Raw genomic sequence first — 17577 nt, 5'->3', positions numbered from 1 at the left:
AGTATCATAGAATACAAATTGGGCGATGCGATCGCCCCTAAGAGAAAAAACACAATGCCAGAAAACCCCAACCAACCCAGAGAATACGATGCCGTCTTAGGAGGACAAAACCCACCCACCTACGCAGCCGTATTAGGCGGAATTCAAGGAATCAAAAAGCGCCTCGCCAGCCCAATATTAGAATTACGCATCGCTGCACTCACAGATGCTCTCAAGTATGGAGAAAAAGGCTTAGACTTAGTTGTGCAAGCCTGGCAAGATGAATCGATTCCGATAAAAATTGCTGCCTATTCCTTACTTAAAAATAGACAGGAACTAAAAGTAAAACAGCAGCTAGATAAATTTCTCCCTTTTTTTGAATTTGAAGTAGTCACAGTTGATATAAAAGGACAGATAAATAGTCGCCACCGCCAGCCCGATTTTTTACAGAAGACTTGGGCAATAAAGTTAAACTAGACATGGTTGCAATTCCTGGTGGAACTTTTTTAATGGGTTCCCTCGCAACTGAAACACAGAGGCAAGATTGGGAAATTCCCCAACATCAAGTAACCGTCCAACCTTTTTTTATCGGCAAATATCCCGTGACTCAGGCACAGTGGCAAGCTGTTGCCGCACTGCCTAAAATTAATATCAACCTCAATCCCAATCCATCCTGTTTCAGAGGCGAAAATTTACCTGTATAAAATGTATCTTGGGACTCAGCACAAGAATTCTGTAAGCGACTTTGGGAAAAAACGGGGAAGATTTATCGCCTGCCTTCGGAAGCAGAATGGGAATACGCTTGTCGTGGAGGAACGACTACACCTTTCCACTTTGGTGAAACCATTACAAGCGATTTGGGTAATTACATTGGAGTGCAGATATATCGCGAGGAACCAAAGGGAATCGATCGTAAAGAAACGACACCTGTAGACAAATTTCCTCCCAATGCTTTCGGACTATACGATATGCACGGGAATGTTTGGGAATGGTGTGCCGATCCTTGGCACAATTATTATCATGATGCACCGAAAGATGGCTGCGTTTGGAATTATGGAGGAAATAATCAATATCGACAGCTACGCGGTGGTGCCTGGTGCTACTATCCCAGGTGCAGCCGTTCAGCGTTTCGTTTCAAAGCTGAACCAAATTCTAGATACCCCTGCATGGGTTTTCGGGTTGCTTGTTCCTCTGCTTAGATTAATTAACTCTTTTCCTTTCTTTTTGCGTTGCGATCGAGCATGATGTCTATAGGACTTACACAAAGCTTCTATCTGTAGGGTGCGTTAGCGCTAGCGTAACGCACCAGCCCCCTATATGTTATCGTCGATGCGTAATCCTAAATCCGTTTCGACAACCCCTATAATCTTCTTCTTGGCGTTCTTGGCTTCTTGGCGGTTCAATTAAAAGGGGGGTCATGGAAGCGGATTTTGTATAAGTCCTACCCTGCGCTCAACTAGCTAGAGGAAATGGTAAGTATGATTCAGACTCAGAAAAAAATTTACACATTTGCAGAATATCTGAATTACCATGATGGCACCGATTTGAAGTACGAACTGTTTAATGGAGAGCTAATTCCCATGCCACCTGCCAGCGGAATACATGCACTGATTCTGGTGTTTTTACTCAATCAATTTAATGCAGAAATCCAAAGGCTAGGTTTAAATTGGCTAGCCATGCCTGGGAATGTTGGCGTTCGCACGGGGGAAACAAAATCTAGAATTCCCGACTTAGTAATTCTCTCGGAAGTTCAAAGGGAATCAATTAGAACGATGTCGTCGGCTGTTTTAGAAGTTCCCCCTATCCTGGCAGTGGAAATTGTCAGTCCGGGAAACTCCCAAGATGATTATCGCTACAAACGTTCTGAATATGCCGTGCGAGAAATTCCTGAATATTGGATCGTCGATCCGATTCAGTCTAAAGTTTCTGTATTGCTACTGGTTGAAGGCTTTTATGAAGTTACAGAATTTACGGGCAATCAAGTAATTATATCGCAGACTTTCCCTGAATTGACGTTAACGGTTGAGCAAGTTTTGGCAGCTTAAGTAGGATAAATGAGAAATCTGGTTTCTGCCCCAGGTGCGTCAGCCTCTATCTGTAGGGTGCGTTAGCCAGCAGAGTACGGCACCATCGCTCCATATTTAGTGTTGCTGCGTCAGTCTATTAATATAAAGGAAAAAGTCTCATGTCCGAAAATCCCAATCAACCCAGAGAATACGATGCCGTCTTGGGAGGACAAAATCCGCCCATCAATGCTGCTGTCTTAGGCGGAATTGAGGGAATAAAAAAACGCCTCGCCAGTTCAATTGTAGAAGTACGCATAAATGCACTTTATGACGCCATCAAGTATGGAGAGGAAGGATTAGACTTAGTACTGCAAGCGTTGCAAGATGAATCAATCGAGGTGCAATTAACTGCCTATTCCTTGGTCAAAGATAGACAGGAGCCAAGAGTAAAACAGCAGTTAGACAATTTCTTTGAATTTGAAGTGGTGACAGTTGATGCTTTTGGGCAAATAAACAGCCGTCGCCGTCACTATGCCCGATACTTTACAGAAGACTTGGGTAATGGAGTTCAACTGGAAATGGTTGCAATTCCAGGTGGAACTTTCCTCATGGGTTCACCGGAAACTGAGAAGTGTCGGAAGAAAAACGAAAGTCCTCAACATCAAGTCACTGTCAAACCCTTCTTTATGGGCAAATATGCCGTGACTCAGGTACAGTGGCAAGCAGTTGCAGCATTACCTCAAATTAAAAGATCCCTGAACCCCGATTCATCCTACTTCAAAGGGGAAAATCGACCCGTAGAACAAATATCCTGGTACGAAGCGGAAGAATTTTGTGCGCGACTGTCTAAAAAAACTGGGAAAACTTATAGATTGCCAAGCGAAGCCGAATGGGAATACGGTTGTCGTGCGGGAACGACTACACCTTTCCACCTTGGTGAAACAATTACAAAAGATTTGGTTAATTACTACAGTCGTAATCAAACAACACCTGTAGGGAGTTTTCTACCCAACGCTTTTGGACTCTACGACATGCACGGAAACATCTGGGAATGGTGTGCCGACTCTTGGCATAACAATTATAACGGCGCACCGAATGATGGAAGTATTTGGGGGTCTGGTGAAAATAATCGTAAGCAGCTGCGCGGTGGTTCGTGGCTCAACTATCCGAGGCGCTGCCGTTCGGCGTATCGTGACAAGGGGAGCGATGCGGACTTTAAGCACGGCTTCGACATCGGGTTTCGGGTTGCCTGTTCCGTTGCGTGGACTCTTTAGCCCTTTATCCTTTTGCCCTTTTGCCCTTTACCCTTCTTTTCCCTTTCCGCCGCAGGCGGAGCGAATTTTTTTTCAGAAACCCGGTTTAGGTTTGATGCTTGGCTATCAGTTCTTGCACCACAGGAACTAACTCTATGGGAATTTGCATCGTTGTTTGGGTAGCCTCCTCGAAGGCGGGTTCAGAATTCTGTTCATCGGACTGTGGTACTTTGGGCGACACCCATTTATCCAGACTTTTAACTATAGCGCTACCTGCTGGCGTATTTACAAATGCTCAATTGAACCTCTGTATAGCGAGAGCGTAATCTATCTAATCTGTAACGATACCAGCGCGTAGTGCTATAAATCTGTAGGTCGAGCGTCTAAAAACCAATAATCATTGCCGATATCGGCAGCTTCATCTTCATCAAGATTGTTCATATCAAGACGTTCTTGGTATGCTTTCATCTGATATTCAATGGCTTCGATAATAAACTTCGTTGCTTTATAGGATAGAGCCATATAATATTTATTTGATTGATACAAGTTAAAATTAATGGTGCGTTACGCTACCGCTAACGCACCCTACTGGCGTGGCAAGGCTCGCAAATTTCATCTAAATCTTGAATTGCATCATCGGAGAACGCATAACTGCTCATGGTTGAGACTCCGCAATCCTGCGAATTTTCTCGCGGAATCTCTCAAAGACAACCTCGCCATCAGTGACTTGTCCCCTAGCAATTTGCTCGTTAGCACTGGCGATTTTCTGACGGAGTTCTTCAAGTCGCCTCTCATCCAAGGCGCGATCGCGTTCTTCTAACAATTGTAATGCTTGCGAGATTAGCTGTTCAACTGTTTCATATCTACCACTTTTGAGTTTTTCTTGAACGAACTTTTCCTGTTCTAGAGTAAAGGATATATTCATCAGTTTAGTCTCCTTTAATTTTGAGCCACTAGCTGCAATTGAAAATTTGCGATTTCAGATTTCAAATTTAATTCAAAAATCTGAAATCTGAAATCTAAAATCTGCAATTCCTTACACCCAGCGCCCTACAACTACGCGCACGGTTCCATCTTCTAGGATTTCTTCGTCTTCGACGTTAAAACCTTGGTCGCGTACCGTCGCCATCAAGGTTTTGTGAGCATATTTTTGGGAAATTGAATTAATAAATTCTTGCTGATTAATTCTCGCGCCCCAAAAATCTGCTACCAATGCATAATTTTCACCCTGGCGGCGAAAGCCCAAGTCGTAACCATTTGTCTGGCGAATGACATATTCTGCCTCAGTGGTATCGCCTTGATATCCGCGCACGAAGGTATTGCACTCGACTTTATGCCCCAATTCTTCTAAGACTTGGTGCAAGATTTCGCCGTTTTTGATTTGGACTTTGATTGTGGTGAAATGCGACATAATTTCTCCAATTTCAGATTTGAGATCGACCTCTCCCCCAGCCCCTCTCCTGCGAGGAGAGGGGGGCAAGAATTCTGCCCTCTCCTCTGGGAGGAGAGGGGCATTCTTGCCCCCCCTTCCCTTGCAGGGAAGGGGGCTGGGGGGATAGGTTTTTCCTACACCCAGCGTCCTACAACTACCCGAATCGTACCATCTGCTAAAGTTTCTTCTTCTTCAATGGTAAACCCTTGGGCGGGTGCGGTTGCCATCAGCATGTGATAGCCGTAGCGTTGGGTTAGTTCGTTCACCCATTGCTGTCCATAATTGTAGGCGCGATCGTAGGAAGAAATCACGGCTTCATAGGTTCCATCTTCTTGCTTTTTAAAGCCGAGATCGTTACTTGCTGCACCCAGGTATTTGCGGCGGATAATTACTTCTGCGGTTTCTTTCCGCAAGTCGTCTTGAAAGCCGTAAAGTCCTTGGGCTGTTTGGTGAATTTCGAGTTGATCTTTGAAGCCGATATCTTCTAGGGCTTTTACTAGGGCATTTACATCGCGGATTTGGGTTTTGATAGCGGTAAAGTGAGACATAATTTTAATTCTCCTTTGCGATAGTTGGTTCAATTGCTATCTTGCGTTTGATCGCCCACAGCCTGAAGGCTGGGGCTACACAAGCGAAGCCTGCCTCCGCAGGCTTTTGTGTTAGATCGCCCACAGCCTGAAGGCTGGGGCTACACAACCGAAGCCTGCCTCCGCAGGCTTTTGTGTTAGTTTTCCCAGTCCGCGCAGGCGGACTTTGTTTGTGTAGCCACAGCCTTCAGGCTGTAGGCTGTTAGTTTTCCCAGTCCGCGCAGGCGGACTTTGTTTGTGTAGCCACAGCCTTCAGGCTGTAGGCTACAGGCGCAAGATGTTAGTTTAATCTACTTCTAATGGCCCGATTCCTTTTTGAATTGTGTATTGTTTTAATTCCTCCGCTAAGTGGGTATCTTTAGATGCTGTTCGCGCGCCTGCTTCGGCTGCCCATTGTTTCAATTCTTGGATTTGGTGACGCGCGATCGCAGCCAATGGCACTGTCTCTTCTATTGCCCGTAAAATATCCACGGTGGTGAAATCTTGCTTATTATTCCCAAACGCCCGATACATCGCATCGATTATTACCTGTTCAATTTCAGCCCCGCTGAATTCTTTGGCATTTCTGGCTAACAATCCTAAGTCAAATTCCCGCAAACGACTGGGGCGCAAGCGCTGCAATTGTACTTTAAATATATCTTGCCGTTCTGCTTCTGTAGGCAAATTTAAAAAGAATATTTCATCAAATCTCCCTTTTCTTAACAACTCCGCTGGCAATATTTGCACGTTATTCGCCGTCGCTACGATAAATACCGGCGTGGTTTTCTCCTGCATCCAGGTAATCAAACTACCAAAAACCCGGCGAGAAGTTCCCGAATCTCCATCATATCCGGCGGTGATATTTCCGAAGGCTTTATCTATTTCATCGATCCACAAGACGCAGGGTGCTGTGGCTTCGCAAATTTGAATTAACTGTCGCACGCGGCTTTCGCTTTCCCCGACTATTCCGCCAAATAATCGCCCGGTATCTAAGCGCAATAAAGGCAACCTCCATTCGTGGGCAATTGTTTTAGCCGAAAGCGATTTCCCCGTGCCTTGAATTCCCACAAGTAACACGCCTTTAGGGTTAGGAATTCCGTATTTTCTGGCTTCTTCGGTAAATGCCTCTTGCCGCATCCGCACCCACTGTTTGAGATTGTCCAATCCACCCACAGTTTTGAGGGATTCTTTGGTGGTGAAAAACTCTAAGATTTCCGTTTGGCGAATCGCTTGCTTTTTCTCTTCCAAGATCAGGGCAATATCCGTATCGTCTACTTGTTGTTTCGCCGCCAATGCTTTCGCCAAAACTCGACTGATTCTGGCGCGACTTAATCCCTGACATGCTTTTATTAACTGTTCTTTGGCTAATCCGCTAACTTTGAGTTTGCTCTTGACTACCAATAGGTTGATTAAGTAATCAATTTCCCGCACATCTGGTAACGGGAAATCAATTACTGTCGTTTCTTCTCGCAATTCGGCGGGTAATTCTAAAACGTGAGAAGTCAGGATTAAAGTTTGACGCGAAGTCTTCAACCCCACCATCAAATTCCGCAACTCCCGGACAATCGGAGAATGCTTATCGCTGTAAGGATAATGCATTCTTAAATAAGGGTGCAAATCCCGCAGCACAAAAATAGTAGAATCTTGCCCAGCGGCTTTAGCAATTCTCCCCAACGCCGCCATCACCGATCCTTTATCGGCACCGTTATCATCCCACCCGCGTACAATATCCCAAAATAATAATTTGCGCTGCTCCTGCTGTTCGGCAACCTGATACAATACTTCCTCAACCGGGTCTTCTTCCGCCGTCACCACGTACAGCAGCGGATAACGCGCCCGAATCATTAAATCTAGCTGTTGCACTAATGCCTGATGCGGTGTATTTTCATGTGACTGCTGCTGTTTGTTCATCTGACCTCTACGCGATCGCTACCCCGTACATCTGTTTTTTATGATTACACTTGTAAAATATTTTGTATTATATACCATGGTGTACTATCACAGAGACAAGTAAGAGGGAAGATAGAAGAGGAAATCCCTATTCCCTAGCCCCCCAAAAACCGATGCAAATTTACTTGGACTATAGCGCGACAACACCAACCCGTGAAGAAGCGATCGCAGCAATGCAGCATGTCCTGACCCAACAGTGGGGCAATCCTTCCAGCTTACATGAGTGGGGAGGGCGGGCTGCAACCTTGTTGGAACAAGCGAGAATGCAAGTTGCTGGGTTAATTAACGCCCCCGCCGAGTCGATTATATTCACCTCTGGCGGGACGGAAGCGGATAATCTAGCAATAATGGGCGTGGCGCGACGTTACAGCCAACCCCAACATATCATTATCTCCAGCGTCGAGCATTCCGCCGTATCCGAACCCGCCCGCTTGCTGGAAAAATGGGGATGGCAAGTGACGCGATTACCTGTGGATAATTGGGGACGGGTGAATCCTTGCGATTTAGAAAATGCCTTGCAACCGAATACGGTTCTAGTTTCGATTATTTTTGGTCAAAGCGAAGTTGGAACGCTGCAACCGATTGAAGCGCTTTCAGAGATTGCACGTAACCAAGGCGTGTTATTTCATACAGATGCAGTGCAAGTCGCGGGACGGTTGCCCCTCGACGTGCAACAGTTACCCGTAGATTTGCTTTCGCTTTCGAGTCATAAAATCTACGGCCCGCAAGGGTCGGGGGCGCTTTACCTGCGTCCGGGGGTGGAATTGGTGCCGTTGCTGGGTGGCGGGGGACAAGAAATGCGCTGGCGTTCCGGGACGCAAGCGGTGCCGAATATCGTCGGTTTTGGCGTGGCGGCGGAACTGGCGGCGGATCTTGTAACAACGGAGACATTTAGGTTGATAGCGTTGCGCGATCGCTTCTTCGATCTCCTCGCCGATACACCCAGATTAATCCCCACGGGACACCGCTTGCACCGCTTACCCCATCACGTGAGTTTTTGCTTGCAAGACGCGGATGGGGAACAACTCAGCGGCAGAACAATTGTGCGTCAGATGAACTTAGCGGGAATTGGTATTAGCGCGGGTGCTGCTTGCAACAGTGGGAAACTCAATCCCAGTCCGACTTTGTTAGCAATGGGATACAGTTCAAATGTGGCAAAAGGCGGAATTCGGATAACTTTGGGACGCCATACAGAAGAAGCAGATATTGACTGGACGGCGATGGTATTAAAGCAAGTTTTGGCAAGATTGATGCCAGAACCTGCCTTATGTAAAATCTAATCTAAAAAGCTGGGTAAAATTGCGATGACTACCTTTTATTCTACAGATATTTCCGATCGCCGCTATCCCGATAGGGATGGTAAACCAATGGCAGATAACACAGAACAGTATCGTTGGATTGTCATTATTAAAGAGAACTTGGAGATTCTCTTTGCTAGCGATCCTAATGCTTTCATCGCCGGGGATTTGCTTTGGTATCCTGTCCGTTCTCAATTAGTTTCGCCAGCAGCGCCCGATGTGATGGTAGTATTCGGTAGACCAAAAGGAAAACGAGGGTCTTATAAACAATGGCAAGAAGAGAATATCCCACCCCAAGTTGTGTTTGAAATCCTTTCTCCTAGCAACGATGCTGAAGAGATGGAACGCAAGTTAGAGTTTTACGATACCTACGGGGTGGAAGAGTATTATTTATACAATCCAGACAATTTTAAACTGGATGGATGGCAGCGCCAAAATGGACATTTAGCTAAACTTTGGCAACTGAATAATTGGATTAGTCCTAGACTAGGAATTCGGTTTGATACGAGTGGGGGCGAGTTAGTAATTTATCGTCTTGATGGAGAGAGATTTTTGACTTCGGTGGAATTGGCACAACGGTTAGAACAAGCGGAGTTGTTATTAGAACAAGAAAGACAACGGGCCCAACAGATGGCGGCGTACTTGCGATCGCTAGGTGTCGATCCAGACAACTTGCCGTCAAATTGAAAGTTCTAAAGTAGGTTGGTTAAAATTCCAAAAATTAACCCTTCCACCAATTACCCTCGTGACCACGGATCTGCCTGGGAACGCCATTACCGATTACCCTTATTAATGTAGGCAGATAACAAAACAATGGCTGAATTACCTAAAACCCTAGAAGATGCGATCGCGCAATCTCGCGAAGCGACGAAAGCGGCACTAGCAGATGGATACACCCGCTTGTGCGTTGAATTGGTATTTCCCGAACTCAAAGCGATGCCGATAGCAGAACAATTCCTGCCAACTTTCGAGGGAATGCAACTCAAAGTATTCTTCCCCGATACAGGTGCTGCTGCCCTCGCCCGCCGCGATTGGAAACCTGAATCGTTTAAAATCGACGATATCGGCACTGGTAGAACCCCCATCGCCGACAAATTGGCACCGGAAGATGAGGTATTCTTGCTAATCGAACCGAGTGCGGTAGAAGTAGGAGAAGTGGAAAAGCTGTGCAACGCAGCCGAAGGACGCCCCGTGGTGATGTTGCTTCCCCGCTTAGAAGATGCGGCAATTGTGGGGATTGGATATGCAGCAAGGCAATTGCGAGAACGGTTCATCAAAACCCTGCAATCTTGTTACTATATCCGCCCATTAGAAGGCGCTGCCGTATATCGCTGCTACCCCTCGCCTTGGCAAGTTTGGTTAGAAGTTGGCGACGATTATAAATTAATTGCCGAAGCTGATAAAAGACCCACAGGCGAGGAATTAGATCGGATTTTATTCCAAGCAACTGCACCAACTCCCAGCGATACGAATGCCAGCGCAGGCGACGCGCTGCCACCTAAGAAACCCGGAGTTTTCAAGAGTTTGCAGCGGTTTTTACGCGCTTTGAGTAGTTGATAAATTGTGTGTGGCATGGTTCATCTGTGCCACGCGCATTTGTAATTATTGTGGTAATATAGTTGGATAAAGTACTGTCATTAAATACCCACATAATTTTATGGTTTTGACGGAATTACTGCCAATCCTGAAAGAACTATCTCGCGAAGATAAACAGCGGGTTATAGATTTTTTATCCTCTGAAATTGCTGAAGAAGAAACTCTTAAGCAGCTAAAAAATGGAGGAAATTATGAAGTTTGGTCTCCTTATGACGCTTTTGAAGCTGCCCAGGCACTAGAAAAAATGTTGGAAGAACATCAGAAGACTGAGAATCCTAATAATGCTTAATGCACAAAGATTTGCTTTTGTTGAAAGACGCAACGAAGTGGGCGCAACAATCCGCGTACCGTACCTACCGATAACTTTGACCTATCAGAATCGTTCTTTAGAGGTGTCTGGATTGTTGGATACAGGGGCGAGTGTTAGCGTTTTGCCCTATGAAGTTGGGCTGCAATTGGGTGCTATTTGGGATCAGCAAACAACCTCTGTTATTTTAACTGGTAATCTGGCTCGATTTCCGGCGCGTGGGTTGCTTGTATCGGCTAAAGTTGGTGAATTTAATCCGGTTAATTTGGTTTTTGCTTGGTCACAATCTAATGAAGTTCCTTTACTTCTGGGACGGGTAAATTTTTTTTCATAGTTTGATGTTTGTTTTTATGGCTCTCAATTGGCTTTTGAAGTTCGTCCCAAGCAAAATTGAGCTAACCAGTTATTCTGTATATTTTGTAGAAGTTGGGGGATATGCGAGGCTGATTGACAGTTAGTTGGATAAAATTTAATATCTAAGTTAACCCACTCTACCATAATATCGACCATCAAACTGTATAAAAGGATATTAGCAATCAAATGTTAGAAAAGTTAGAACTTCGTAACTTCAAAAGTCATCGCGCTACAAAACTAATTTTAGATGATTCGCGCCTGCACGCACTCGTAGGACAGAATAGTTCTGGTAAAACATCAGTTTTGCAAGCGTTGCATTATCTGGGTAGACTTGCTGGTTACGATAATTCATCATTTGCACATATTTTACAGTATGAAAGATCGCCTCAATTTATTACAACAATTGGGCAAAATAATATGTCTGTTACTGTAAGTGGTTTTTGGGGATACAAGAATCGGAAAAATTGGGAAGCTTCCTATAAATGGCAACAAAGCGTTAATCCTCCTTGGTTCCCTACAGCATCGTGGAAAATCGATGAAGATGAGGGAAATGTGGAAGGATGGAAAAGCTCATTAAGCAATGCTCCAGATCCAATACCCCAAGCCTTGAGATACACAGTTCATCTTAAGCTAGTAGCTACAAACCTTGCCAAAGCTGCTTACAGTGATGCAATTACGCCGCGAGTTGAGTTCGATGGTTCAGGGTTAGCACCTACCTTAGACTATCTCCGTGACGAAGCTCCAGATAAATTTCAATCCTTACAAGAAATGTTGCAACGGATTGTCCCTGGTGTACAGAAGGTAGGGGTAAGGCGAGCCAAAGTAAAAGTTAATCGCCAACGCTTAATCGAAGTTGATGGAAAATCTATCTCCTACGAAGAAAGTCAGGAAATGGCAGGGCAAGAAGTTGTCTTAGACATGAATACGGGTGAGCGAATTCCAGCCCATGCGATTAGCGAAGGAACTATGCTGGCGCTGGGATTATTGACTGTTTTGATGAATCCTAATCAACCTAATTTAGTATTACTAGATGATGTTGAACAGGGACTGCATCCCAAAGCGCAACGAGAATTGATCGATGTTTTTAAGGAAATTATTCAAGCCAACCCCAATCTGCAAATTATTTTTTCAACCCATTCTCCCTATATTGTGGATGAACTTACACCTGATCAAATTCACGTACTAAGTAATACGAATTCAGGTTTTACTTGTTGCAAACGATTGGATGAACATCCTGATGTAGAATGGGCAAAACAAACTTTAACCACTGGCGAATTCTGGGATGCGGATCGAGAAGATTGGGTGGTTGCAGGAGAAATAAATGATTGAGTTTGTTGCGAGCGTGGAAAGTAGTTTTGAATGGGTTTATTACACTTAATCAAGAGGAAAGACGAATTTTAGAAGAGATAAAGACCAAATTAAATTTCGCTCCTTGCGAGGATTCACACAGGCTACGATCTAATTCATTGGAAGAACCAGATCGAATTAGAAATCCTAAAGTTGTTGTCGAAAAGCTTACAGGGGGAAGGATGGAACGCGAACAGCAATGTTGGGAAGAGACGAGTTTGAAACTTCTACGAGAAAGAGGCGTTCATACAGGGTTAACAGCCTATATTCATGAAATCGAGGAAAGATTGATTCCAATTATATCTGAGTAAAAAACTTAGTAAACCGTTAACTTCGCTGTCATCCCGCCCGGAAATAAATTTCCGGGCTAATAGCTAAAGTCGGTTAAAACCGACTAAAAACGTATAACATCTTCAGTCCTCTGAGCGAGGACTTTCGCTAAAAGCCCTTGGAATTTATTCCCTGGCGGGAAGGTGCATCAAGAGTCAATTTATCGCAAGGTTACAAACTCTTCTGCTGTAGAAGGATGAATTCCCACCGTGGCATCGAAGTCTTTTTTAGTTGCGCCCATTTTGAGTGCGATCGCTATCCCTTGAATAATCTCTGCTGCATTATCACCCACCATGTGCGCGCCCAACACCCGGTCGGTATTTTTGTCAATAACTAACTTGACCATCACTTTCTCATCAGCCCCCGTTAAACTGTGAAACATCGGACGAAAACGGGCGCGATAAATTTGCACGTCGTCTTCGCCGAATTTTTGTTTTGCTTCCCTTTCCGTCATCCCCACGGTAGCTGCTTCGGGTTGGGAAAACACCGCCGTCGGCACATCTTGGTGACTGAAAATTCGCGAGTTATTGCCAAATTCAGTATCGGCAAATGCGCGACCTTCCCCAATCGCAACCGGAGTTAAATTAATCCGATTTGTGCAATCTCCCACGGCGAATATATTTGGTTGAATCGTGCGACTGTATTCGTCAACTTTAATCGCGCAGTTAACGCTGTATCCGTCGTTCCGTGGCATATCTTCATCTTCGCAATTGACCGTCTCAACCCCGGCATTTTCTAAACCCAATCCGCCTAAAAGAGGGGCGCGACCGATGGCAACTAAAACCGCATCTACTGTTAATGTAGACTCGGTATCTTTGCCAAGTTCAGAATATTTCAGCATCAAACCTTCTGGGGTTTTCTCAATGCCTTTGAGGGTCATATTGCAGACAATGTTAATTCCCCGGTGTTTCATGCCATCGAAAATGCCGATGCGGACATCTTCATCAAACCCTTTTAAGAATAGATCGCCGCGAATCAATTGCGTTACCTGGGTTCCCAGTCCGTGCATAATTCCAGCAAATTCGACGGCGATATAACCTGCACCCAAAACTGCGAGACGTTTCGGTTGTTCTTTTAACAGAAACATTTCGCGGGAAGTGAGGGTATATTCCATCCCCGGTAAATTTGGTTTGACGGCTTCACCCCCGACGGCAATTAAAATCTTATCAGCGGTGATTTTACGTCCATCAACTTCGACGGTATGAGGATCGACTAACGTGGCGCGATGGGGGAAGAGTTCGACGCCAGCTTTTTCTAGAAAACTGATATGTAGCTGACTTAAACGGTGGACTTCCTTATCTACCGAGGTTTGCAAATGTTCCCAGTTTAAATGGCTTTGCACTTCGCTCCAACCATAGCCGACCGCATCGTGAAAAAGATGGGAGAATTTCGAGGCATAAACCAATAATTTTTTGGGTACGCAACCTCGGATGACGCAGGTACCGCCGACGAGATCTTGTTCTGCGATCGCTACCTTAGCACCATAAGACGCCGCCCGTTTGGAAGCTGCTAGCCCCCCAGAACCGGCACCTATCACAAAAAGGTCATAATCGTATGTCATAGCTACACTTGCTCCCTTATGAATGCGTCAGTTGTCAGTTGCGTAGGGGCGGGTTTTACCAACCATTTATACAATAATCGACAATTGTTATAAACCCGCCCCCGCTCAGCGGGTTTTACCAACCATTTATACAATAATCGACAATTGTTATAAACCCGCCCCCGGTGAGGGGGTTTTACCAACCATTTATACAATAATCGACAATTGTTATAAACCCGCCCCCGGTGAGTCGTTGGTTTTTTATAACCACCGATAGGTGACTGCTGAATGGGGACTGTTATCTAATTCAGATGTATGAGTTGTTTGAAACTGCTTTGGTCCCATAGAACTCAAACCATCTGGATCTTTATCCTTAGCTTTATTTTGACTTGCTCTACAAGTCTAATGCCGGTTTGGGCGCAAGCAAATTCTACCGCTGCGATTACCGTCGATGGCAGAGTATTGTTTAGAGTCAGCCGTTTGGAAGGTTTTGACGCCCAGCCGCGCGCCGATTATGCTAATGAAATCTTAAATCGGGCGGTACAATCCGGCGAGCCGGTGACGGTGCGGGTGGTGCAAATCAACGATTTGCCCGTGATTCAGGTAAACGGGGTAAACTTGCTGACAGTTACGCGCAAAGACGCCCCAGAAGGGATGACGCGGGAAGAACAAGCGCAACAGTGGATCTCGCGCATTGAGTTCGCGATTAAGCTAGCACAAGAACAAAGGCGTCCCGAATATATCCGCAAAGCGATTTTGCTTTCCGCTTTTTGCGTCGTGGGAGCGATCGCGCTAAGTTTTGCACTAGGCTGGATCTGGCGTAATTGGTTACCTCGGTTGATTCAATTGCGCCAAAGAAACGCGCCACAGTTAATAGAATCGTTTGTGCCATTAAGTCTTGGGTTTGTGCGCGTCTGTTTGTGGCTGATTACAGTTATCTATATCAGCAACCAATTTGCCCAAACGCGGATCTGGAGTCGCAGAATAATCGATGTTTTATTTTTCAGTTTTGTTGAGCCGATTATTCCCTTGGGAGACAAGTCTTACTCGGCGATTCAACTGCTGATTTTATTGGGACTATTTGCCGGAATCCTGATTGTTTCTAGCTCGGCTACAAAGCTGCTGAGAACGCGCATTTTACTTTTCACCGGCATCAGTCGCGGCGCTCAAGAAACCATCGCCCTCATTGCTTGCTACACGCTAATTTTTATTGGAACTTTAGTGCTGCTGCAACTATGGGGATTAGATCTGAGTTCCTTGAATATCTTTGCGGGTGTTTTGGGGGTAGGAATTGGTTTAGGCTTGCAAGGAATAGCCAAAGAATTCGTCAGCGGTTTAGCGATTATTTTTGAGCGTCACATCGAAGTCGGAGACTTTATTAATGTAGGCGAATATATGGGAACAGTCGAGCGGATCGGCCTTCGCAGTACGCAAATTCGCACCCTCGATGAAGTTGCCATGATTGTACCAAATTCCCGCTTCTTAGAAAAAGAGTTTGTCAACTGGAATCATGGCAACTATGTATCGCGGATTAGATTACCCGTACCCGTTGCTTTTGGTGAGGATTTGAGTCAGGTAAGGGAGGCGTTGATTGATGCGGCAAAAGATTATCCCCATGTGGTATCGCAACCCGCACCCCGCGTATTTTTTATCGGATATGGTGAAAGTAGTTTAGAGTTTGAATTGCTAGTTTGGATCGCCGATCCCCGCCGACATCCGCAGATCAAGAGCGACTTGTATTTTCGGATTGATAATAGTTTGCGCGATCGCAACATTCAAATACCTTTTCCCCAGCGAGATTTGCACTTCCGTGGCAGCTTACCAGTAGAACTTTCTCCTCAAACCGAAGCTGACTTAAACAACAGGTTAAACAATGGCAAAGGAGAGGAAAGTAAAACAGAGTAGGGGCAGGTTTTACCAACAATTAAGTGGAGGGCACGAGATATGCAAGTTAAAGTAGCCCCCCCGCGCGATGCCGATGCCAGCGGACATAATATTATATGATGTGCGTTGAATTGCCCATAATAAAAAAACCTCACAGAGTCGTTGCGTAGGGACACGGCATCAGAGATATCTCGGACAAACAGATAACGTTAATCTTGCCGTGTCCCGGCTGCTGATTATGGGTAATCAATCGGACATGATATTAATGGTGTTGTAGGGGCGGGTTTTACCAACCAATGTGTGTAAAGAAACCGGGTTTCTGTGAAACATCATTGATAGGAAACTAGAGATATACGAAGAAACTAAGGTGATGGCTTTGTTAAACTCGCCCGCCCCGCCTTGATGCTGAATTATTTAACCACGATATCAGGTTCAACTAATTTACTTTTCTCCCTCTCGATATGCTTTTCATACCAATTCATTATCGGAGTAGAACTAATCCCGTGTATAACCACGGAAATCACAATCGTGATGTAGGTAATCCAAGCAATTTGTTCGCCCAATTGGTCTTTTAAACCATTTCCAAACCCATAGCAAAGATAATATATAGAACCAACACCGCGAATGCCAAACCAACCATATAACCAGCGCGTAACCGGACGCAATCTCGCGCCAATGGTACTAATCCAAGCACCCAGAGGGCGGATGACAAAAATTAACAAAGCTGCCACTAAAAGTGCTTCACCCCAGTGAGCAACAATTGCCTGCCATCGCAGAATAGATCCCAATAACAAAATTGTCCCTACTTCCAGAAGTTTTTCCAATTGCTCGATAAATTCAAGCTGAGAATGCCTTTTTTCTGGGTCGCGATAACTGCGCTGCGCCACAATTCCAGCGACAAAAACCGCCAAGAAACCATAACCGTTGACAATTTCGGTTAAGGAATAGGTTAACAAAATAATACTGAGGGCAACAAAATCCTCCATTAATGCATCGACGGTTTCAATTTTTTGCATTCGCTTGTCAATCCAAACCACCGCCTTTGCCACCAGAATTCCCATCACCAAACCTGCGGCAATCGCCCAAATTAAATCAACCGCAACCCATTGTTTAAACCAGTTATCCCAGTTGCTATCTTTAAGCGCGTAAATGCCAAAATAAACAAAGGGAAACGCCAGGGCATCATTTAACCCACCTTCTGAAGTTAAACCAAAGCGCAACTCATCCCTATCTTCTACATGGGATATCTGAACTTCCGAAGCCAAAACCGGGTCTGTAGGGGCGAGAATAGCGCCCAATAAAATAGCTGGTCCCCACTCCATTCTTAACAGCCAATGGCCCACAGCAGCAATGGCAAAAATTGAAATTGGCATCAAAAATCCAATCAGCCGCACCGTAGAACGCCAAGCACCTAAATACAGATTGCGATTCATTTTTAAACCGCAACTGAATAGGGAAATCAGCACTACAAATTCTGTCAGTCGTTCTAGAAACTGGGCGTCGGGGCGCAATTGGATCAATTTCACTCCATAAGGCCCCAAGAAAATCCCAACCAGCAGATAGATGAGGGCGAAAGATAGCGGTAATCGTACAATCCAGCCAGATCCTAACGTAACGATCAGCAAAAGCAAGCCGATAACCAGCAGGTCAAGAATGTATATATCCATAGCGATTCGTCTTTTTCCTTCGACTTTACTAAGCTTGCCCTTCTCCTCCTACTCCCCTTGAGACAGAT

The 17577-nt window shown here is 45.1% G+C and carries 19 protein-coding genes and 1 pseudogene; 12 read left to right on the top strand and 8 right to left on the bottom strand.

All coding sequences use genetic code 11. The features are described 5' to 3' along the window. Positions 1–54: 54 nt before the first annotated feature. From ACE1CM_RS48060 to ACE1CM_RS48045, 4 genes and pseudogenes are all read left to right on the top strand, one after another. Positions 55–456 (top strand): hypothetical protein, encoded by a 402-nt coding sequence (locus tag ACE1CM_RS48060; protein WP_374886719.1) that lies wholly within the window; start codon positions 55–57, stop codon positions 454–456. Between the two features lie 2 nt (positions 457–458). Continuing rightward, positions 459–1178 (top strand): annotated as a pseudogene (locus ACE1CM_RS48055) (formylglycine-generating enzyme family protein). Positions 1179–1457: 279 nt separating this feature from the next. Next, positions 1458–2024: a Uma2 family endonuclease gene (locus ACE1CM_RS48050; protein WP_374886718.1), complete on the top strand. Its 567-nt coding sequence runs from the start codon at positions 1458–1460 to the stop codon at positions 2022–2024. Between the two features lie 140 nt (positions 2025–2164). Continuing rightward, positions 2165–3259 (top strand): formylglycine-generating enzyme family protein, encoded by a 1095-nt coding sequence (locus tag ACE1CM_RS48045; RefSeq protein WP_374886717.1) that lies wholly within the window; start codon positions 2165–2167, stop codon positions 3257–3259. 85 nt (positions 3260–3344) lie between these two features. On the opposite strand, the gene ACE1CM_RS48040 is transcribed toward ACE1CM_RS48045, so the two are convergent. From ACE1CM_RS48040 to ACE1CM_RS48015, 6 genes are all read right to left on the bottom strand, one after another. After that, on the bottom strand, positions 3345–3479 hold the full coding sequence (locus tag ACE1CM_RS48040) for a hypothetical protein (RefSeq protein WP_374886716.1): 135 nt from the start codon (positions 3477–3479) through the stop codon (positions 3345–3347). Between the two features lie 119 nt (positions 3480–3598). Further along, the gene (locus ACE1CM_RS48035) at positions 3599–3760 is read right to left on the bottom strand and encodes a hypothetical protein (RefSeq protein ID WP_374886715.1); all 162 of its coding nucleotides are present in this window, start codon (positions 3758–3760) and stop codon (positions 3599–3601) included. 133 nt (positions 3761–3893) lie between these two features. Further along, complete coding sequence (locus ACE1CM_RS48030; protein ID WP_374886714.1) at positions 3894–4163, bottom strand: type II toxin-antitoxin system ParD family antitoxin; 270 nt, start codon at positions 4161–4163, stop codon at positions 3894–3896. A gap of 111 nt (positions 4164–4274) precedes the next feature. Continuing rightward, positions 4275–4649, bottom strand: coding sequence for a DUF1257 domain-containing protein (locus ACE1CM_RS48025; RefSeq protein WP_374886713.1), 375 nt, complete (start codon positions 4647–4649; stop codon positions 4275–4277). Between the two features lie 155 nt (positions 4650–4804). Further along, positions 4805–5218, bottom strand: a complete 414-nt coding sequence (locus tag ACE1CM_RS48020) for a DUF1257 domain-containing protein (protein WP_374886712.1) — start codon at positions 5216–5218, stop codon at positions 4805–4807. Positions 5219–5542: 324 nt separating this feature from the next. Beyond that, positions 5543–7147, bottom strand: coding sequence for an AAA family ATPase (locus ACE1CM_RS48015; RefSeq protein ID WP_374886711.1), 1605 nt, complete (start codon positions 7145–7147; stop codon positions 5543–5545). Between the two features lie 152 nt (positions 7148–7299). Here ACE1CM_RS48015 and ACE1CM_RS48010 point away from each other — a divergent pair, with 152 nt between their 5' ends. The 7 genes from ACE1CM_RS48010 (at position 7300) to ACE1CM_RS47980 (ending at position 12399) form a co-directional block, all read left to right on the top strand. Next, complete coding sequence (locus tag ACE1CM_RS48010) at positions 7300–8466, top strand: cysteine desulfurase family protein (RefSeq protein WP_374886710.1); 1167 nt, start codon at positions 7300–7302, stop codon at positions 8464–8466. A gap of 24 nt (positions 8467–8490) precedes the next feature. Continuing rightward, positions 8491–9171 (top strand): Uma2 family endonuclease, encoded by a 681-nt coding sequence (locus ACE1CM_RS48005; protein ID WP_374886709.1) that lies wholly within the window; start codon positions 8491–8493, stop codon positions 9169–9171. Positions 9172–9297: 126 nt separating this feature from the next. After that, complete coding sequence (locus ACE1CM_RS48000; protein ID WP_374886708.1) at positions 9298–10041, top strand: DUF1995 family protein; 744 nt, start codon at positions 9298–9300, stop codon at positions 10039–10041. Positions 10042–10141: 100 nt separating this feature from the next. Then, positions 10142–10369 carry a hypothetical protein gene (locus ACE1CM_RS47995; RefSeq protein ID WP_374886707.1) on the top strand — a complete coding sequence of 76 codons (228 nt, stop codon included), beginning with the start codon at positions 10142–10144 and terminating at the stop codon, positions 10367–10369. Further along, positions 10362–10721 (top strand): aspartyl protease family protein, encoded by a 360-nt coding sequence (locus ACE1CM_RS47990; protein WP_374886706.1) that lies wholly within the window; start codon positions 10362–10364, stop codon positions 10719–10721. Before ACE1CM_RS47995 ends, ACE1CM_RS47990 begins: the two co-directional genes overlap by 8 nt. Positions 10722–10927: 206 nt before the next feature. Further along, positions 10928–12070, top strand: a complete 1143-nt coding sequence (locus ACE1CM_RS47985; RefSeq protein ID WP_374886705.1) for an AAA family ATPase — start codon at positions 10928–10930, stop codon at positions 12068–12070. Positions 12071–12207: 137 nt separating this feature from the next. Continuing rightward, positions 12208–12399, top strand: coding sequence for a hypothetical protein (locus tag ACE1CM_RS47980; RefSeq protein WP_374886704.1), 192 nt, complete (start codon positions 12208–12210; stop codon positions 12397–12399). A gap of 179 nt (positions 12400–12578) precedes the next feature. Here ACE1CM_RS47980 and gor read toward each other — a convergent pair whose 3' ends face one another. Further along, positions 12579–13979 (bottom strand): glutathione-disulfide reductase, encoded by a 1401-nt coding sequence (gor, locus tag ACE1CM_RS47975; protein ID WP_374886703.1) that lies wholly within the window; start codon positions 13977–13979, stop codon positions 12579–12581. A 294-nt stretch (positions 13980–14273) separates the two neighbouring features. Here gor and ACE1CM_RS47970 point away from each other — a divergent pair, with 294 nt between their 5' ends. Continuing rightward, on the top strand, positions 14274–15863 hold the full coding sequence (locus tag ACE1CM_RS47970) for a mechanosensitive ion channel family protein (RefSeq protein ID WP_374886702.1): 1590 nt from the start codon (positions 14274–14276) through the stop codon (positions 15861–15863). A 389-nt stretch (positions 15864–16252) separates the two neighbouring features. Here the strand turns inward: ACE1CM_RS47970 and ACE1CM_RS47965 are convergent, their stop codons facing one another. Next, positions 16253–17509: a cation:proton antiporter gene (locus tag ACE1CM_RS47965; RefSeq protein WP_374886701.1), complete on the bottom strand. Its 1257-nt coding sequence runs from the start codon at positions 17507–17509 to the stop codon at positions 16253–16255. Between the last annotated feature and the right edge of the window lie 68 nt (positions 17510–17577).

It is taken from the genome of Microseira sp. BLCC-F43, assembly GCF_041929235.1.
In the GTDB taxonomy this organism is placed as follows: domain Bacteria; phylum Cyanobacteriota; class Cyanobacteriia; order Cyanobacteriales; family Aerosakkonemataceae; genus Microseira.
This window is presented reverse-complemented; position numbering and strand designations above follow the sequence as displayed.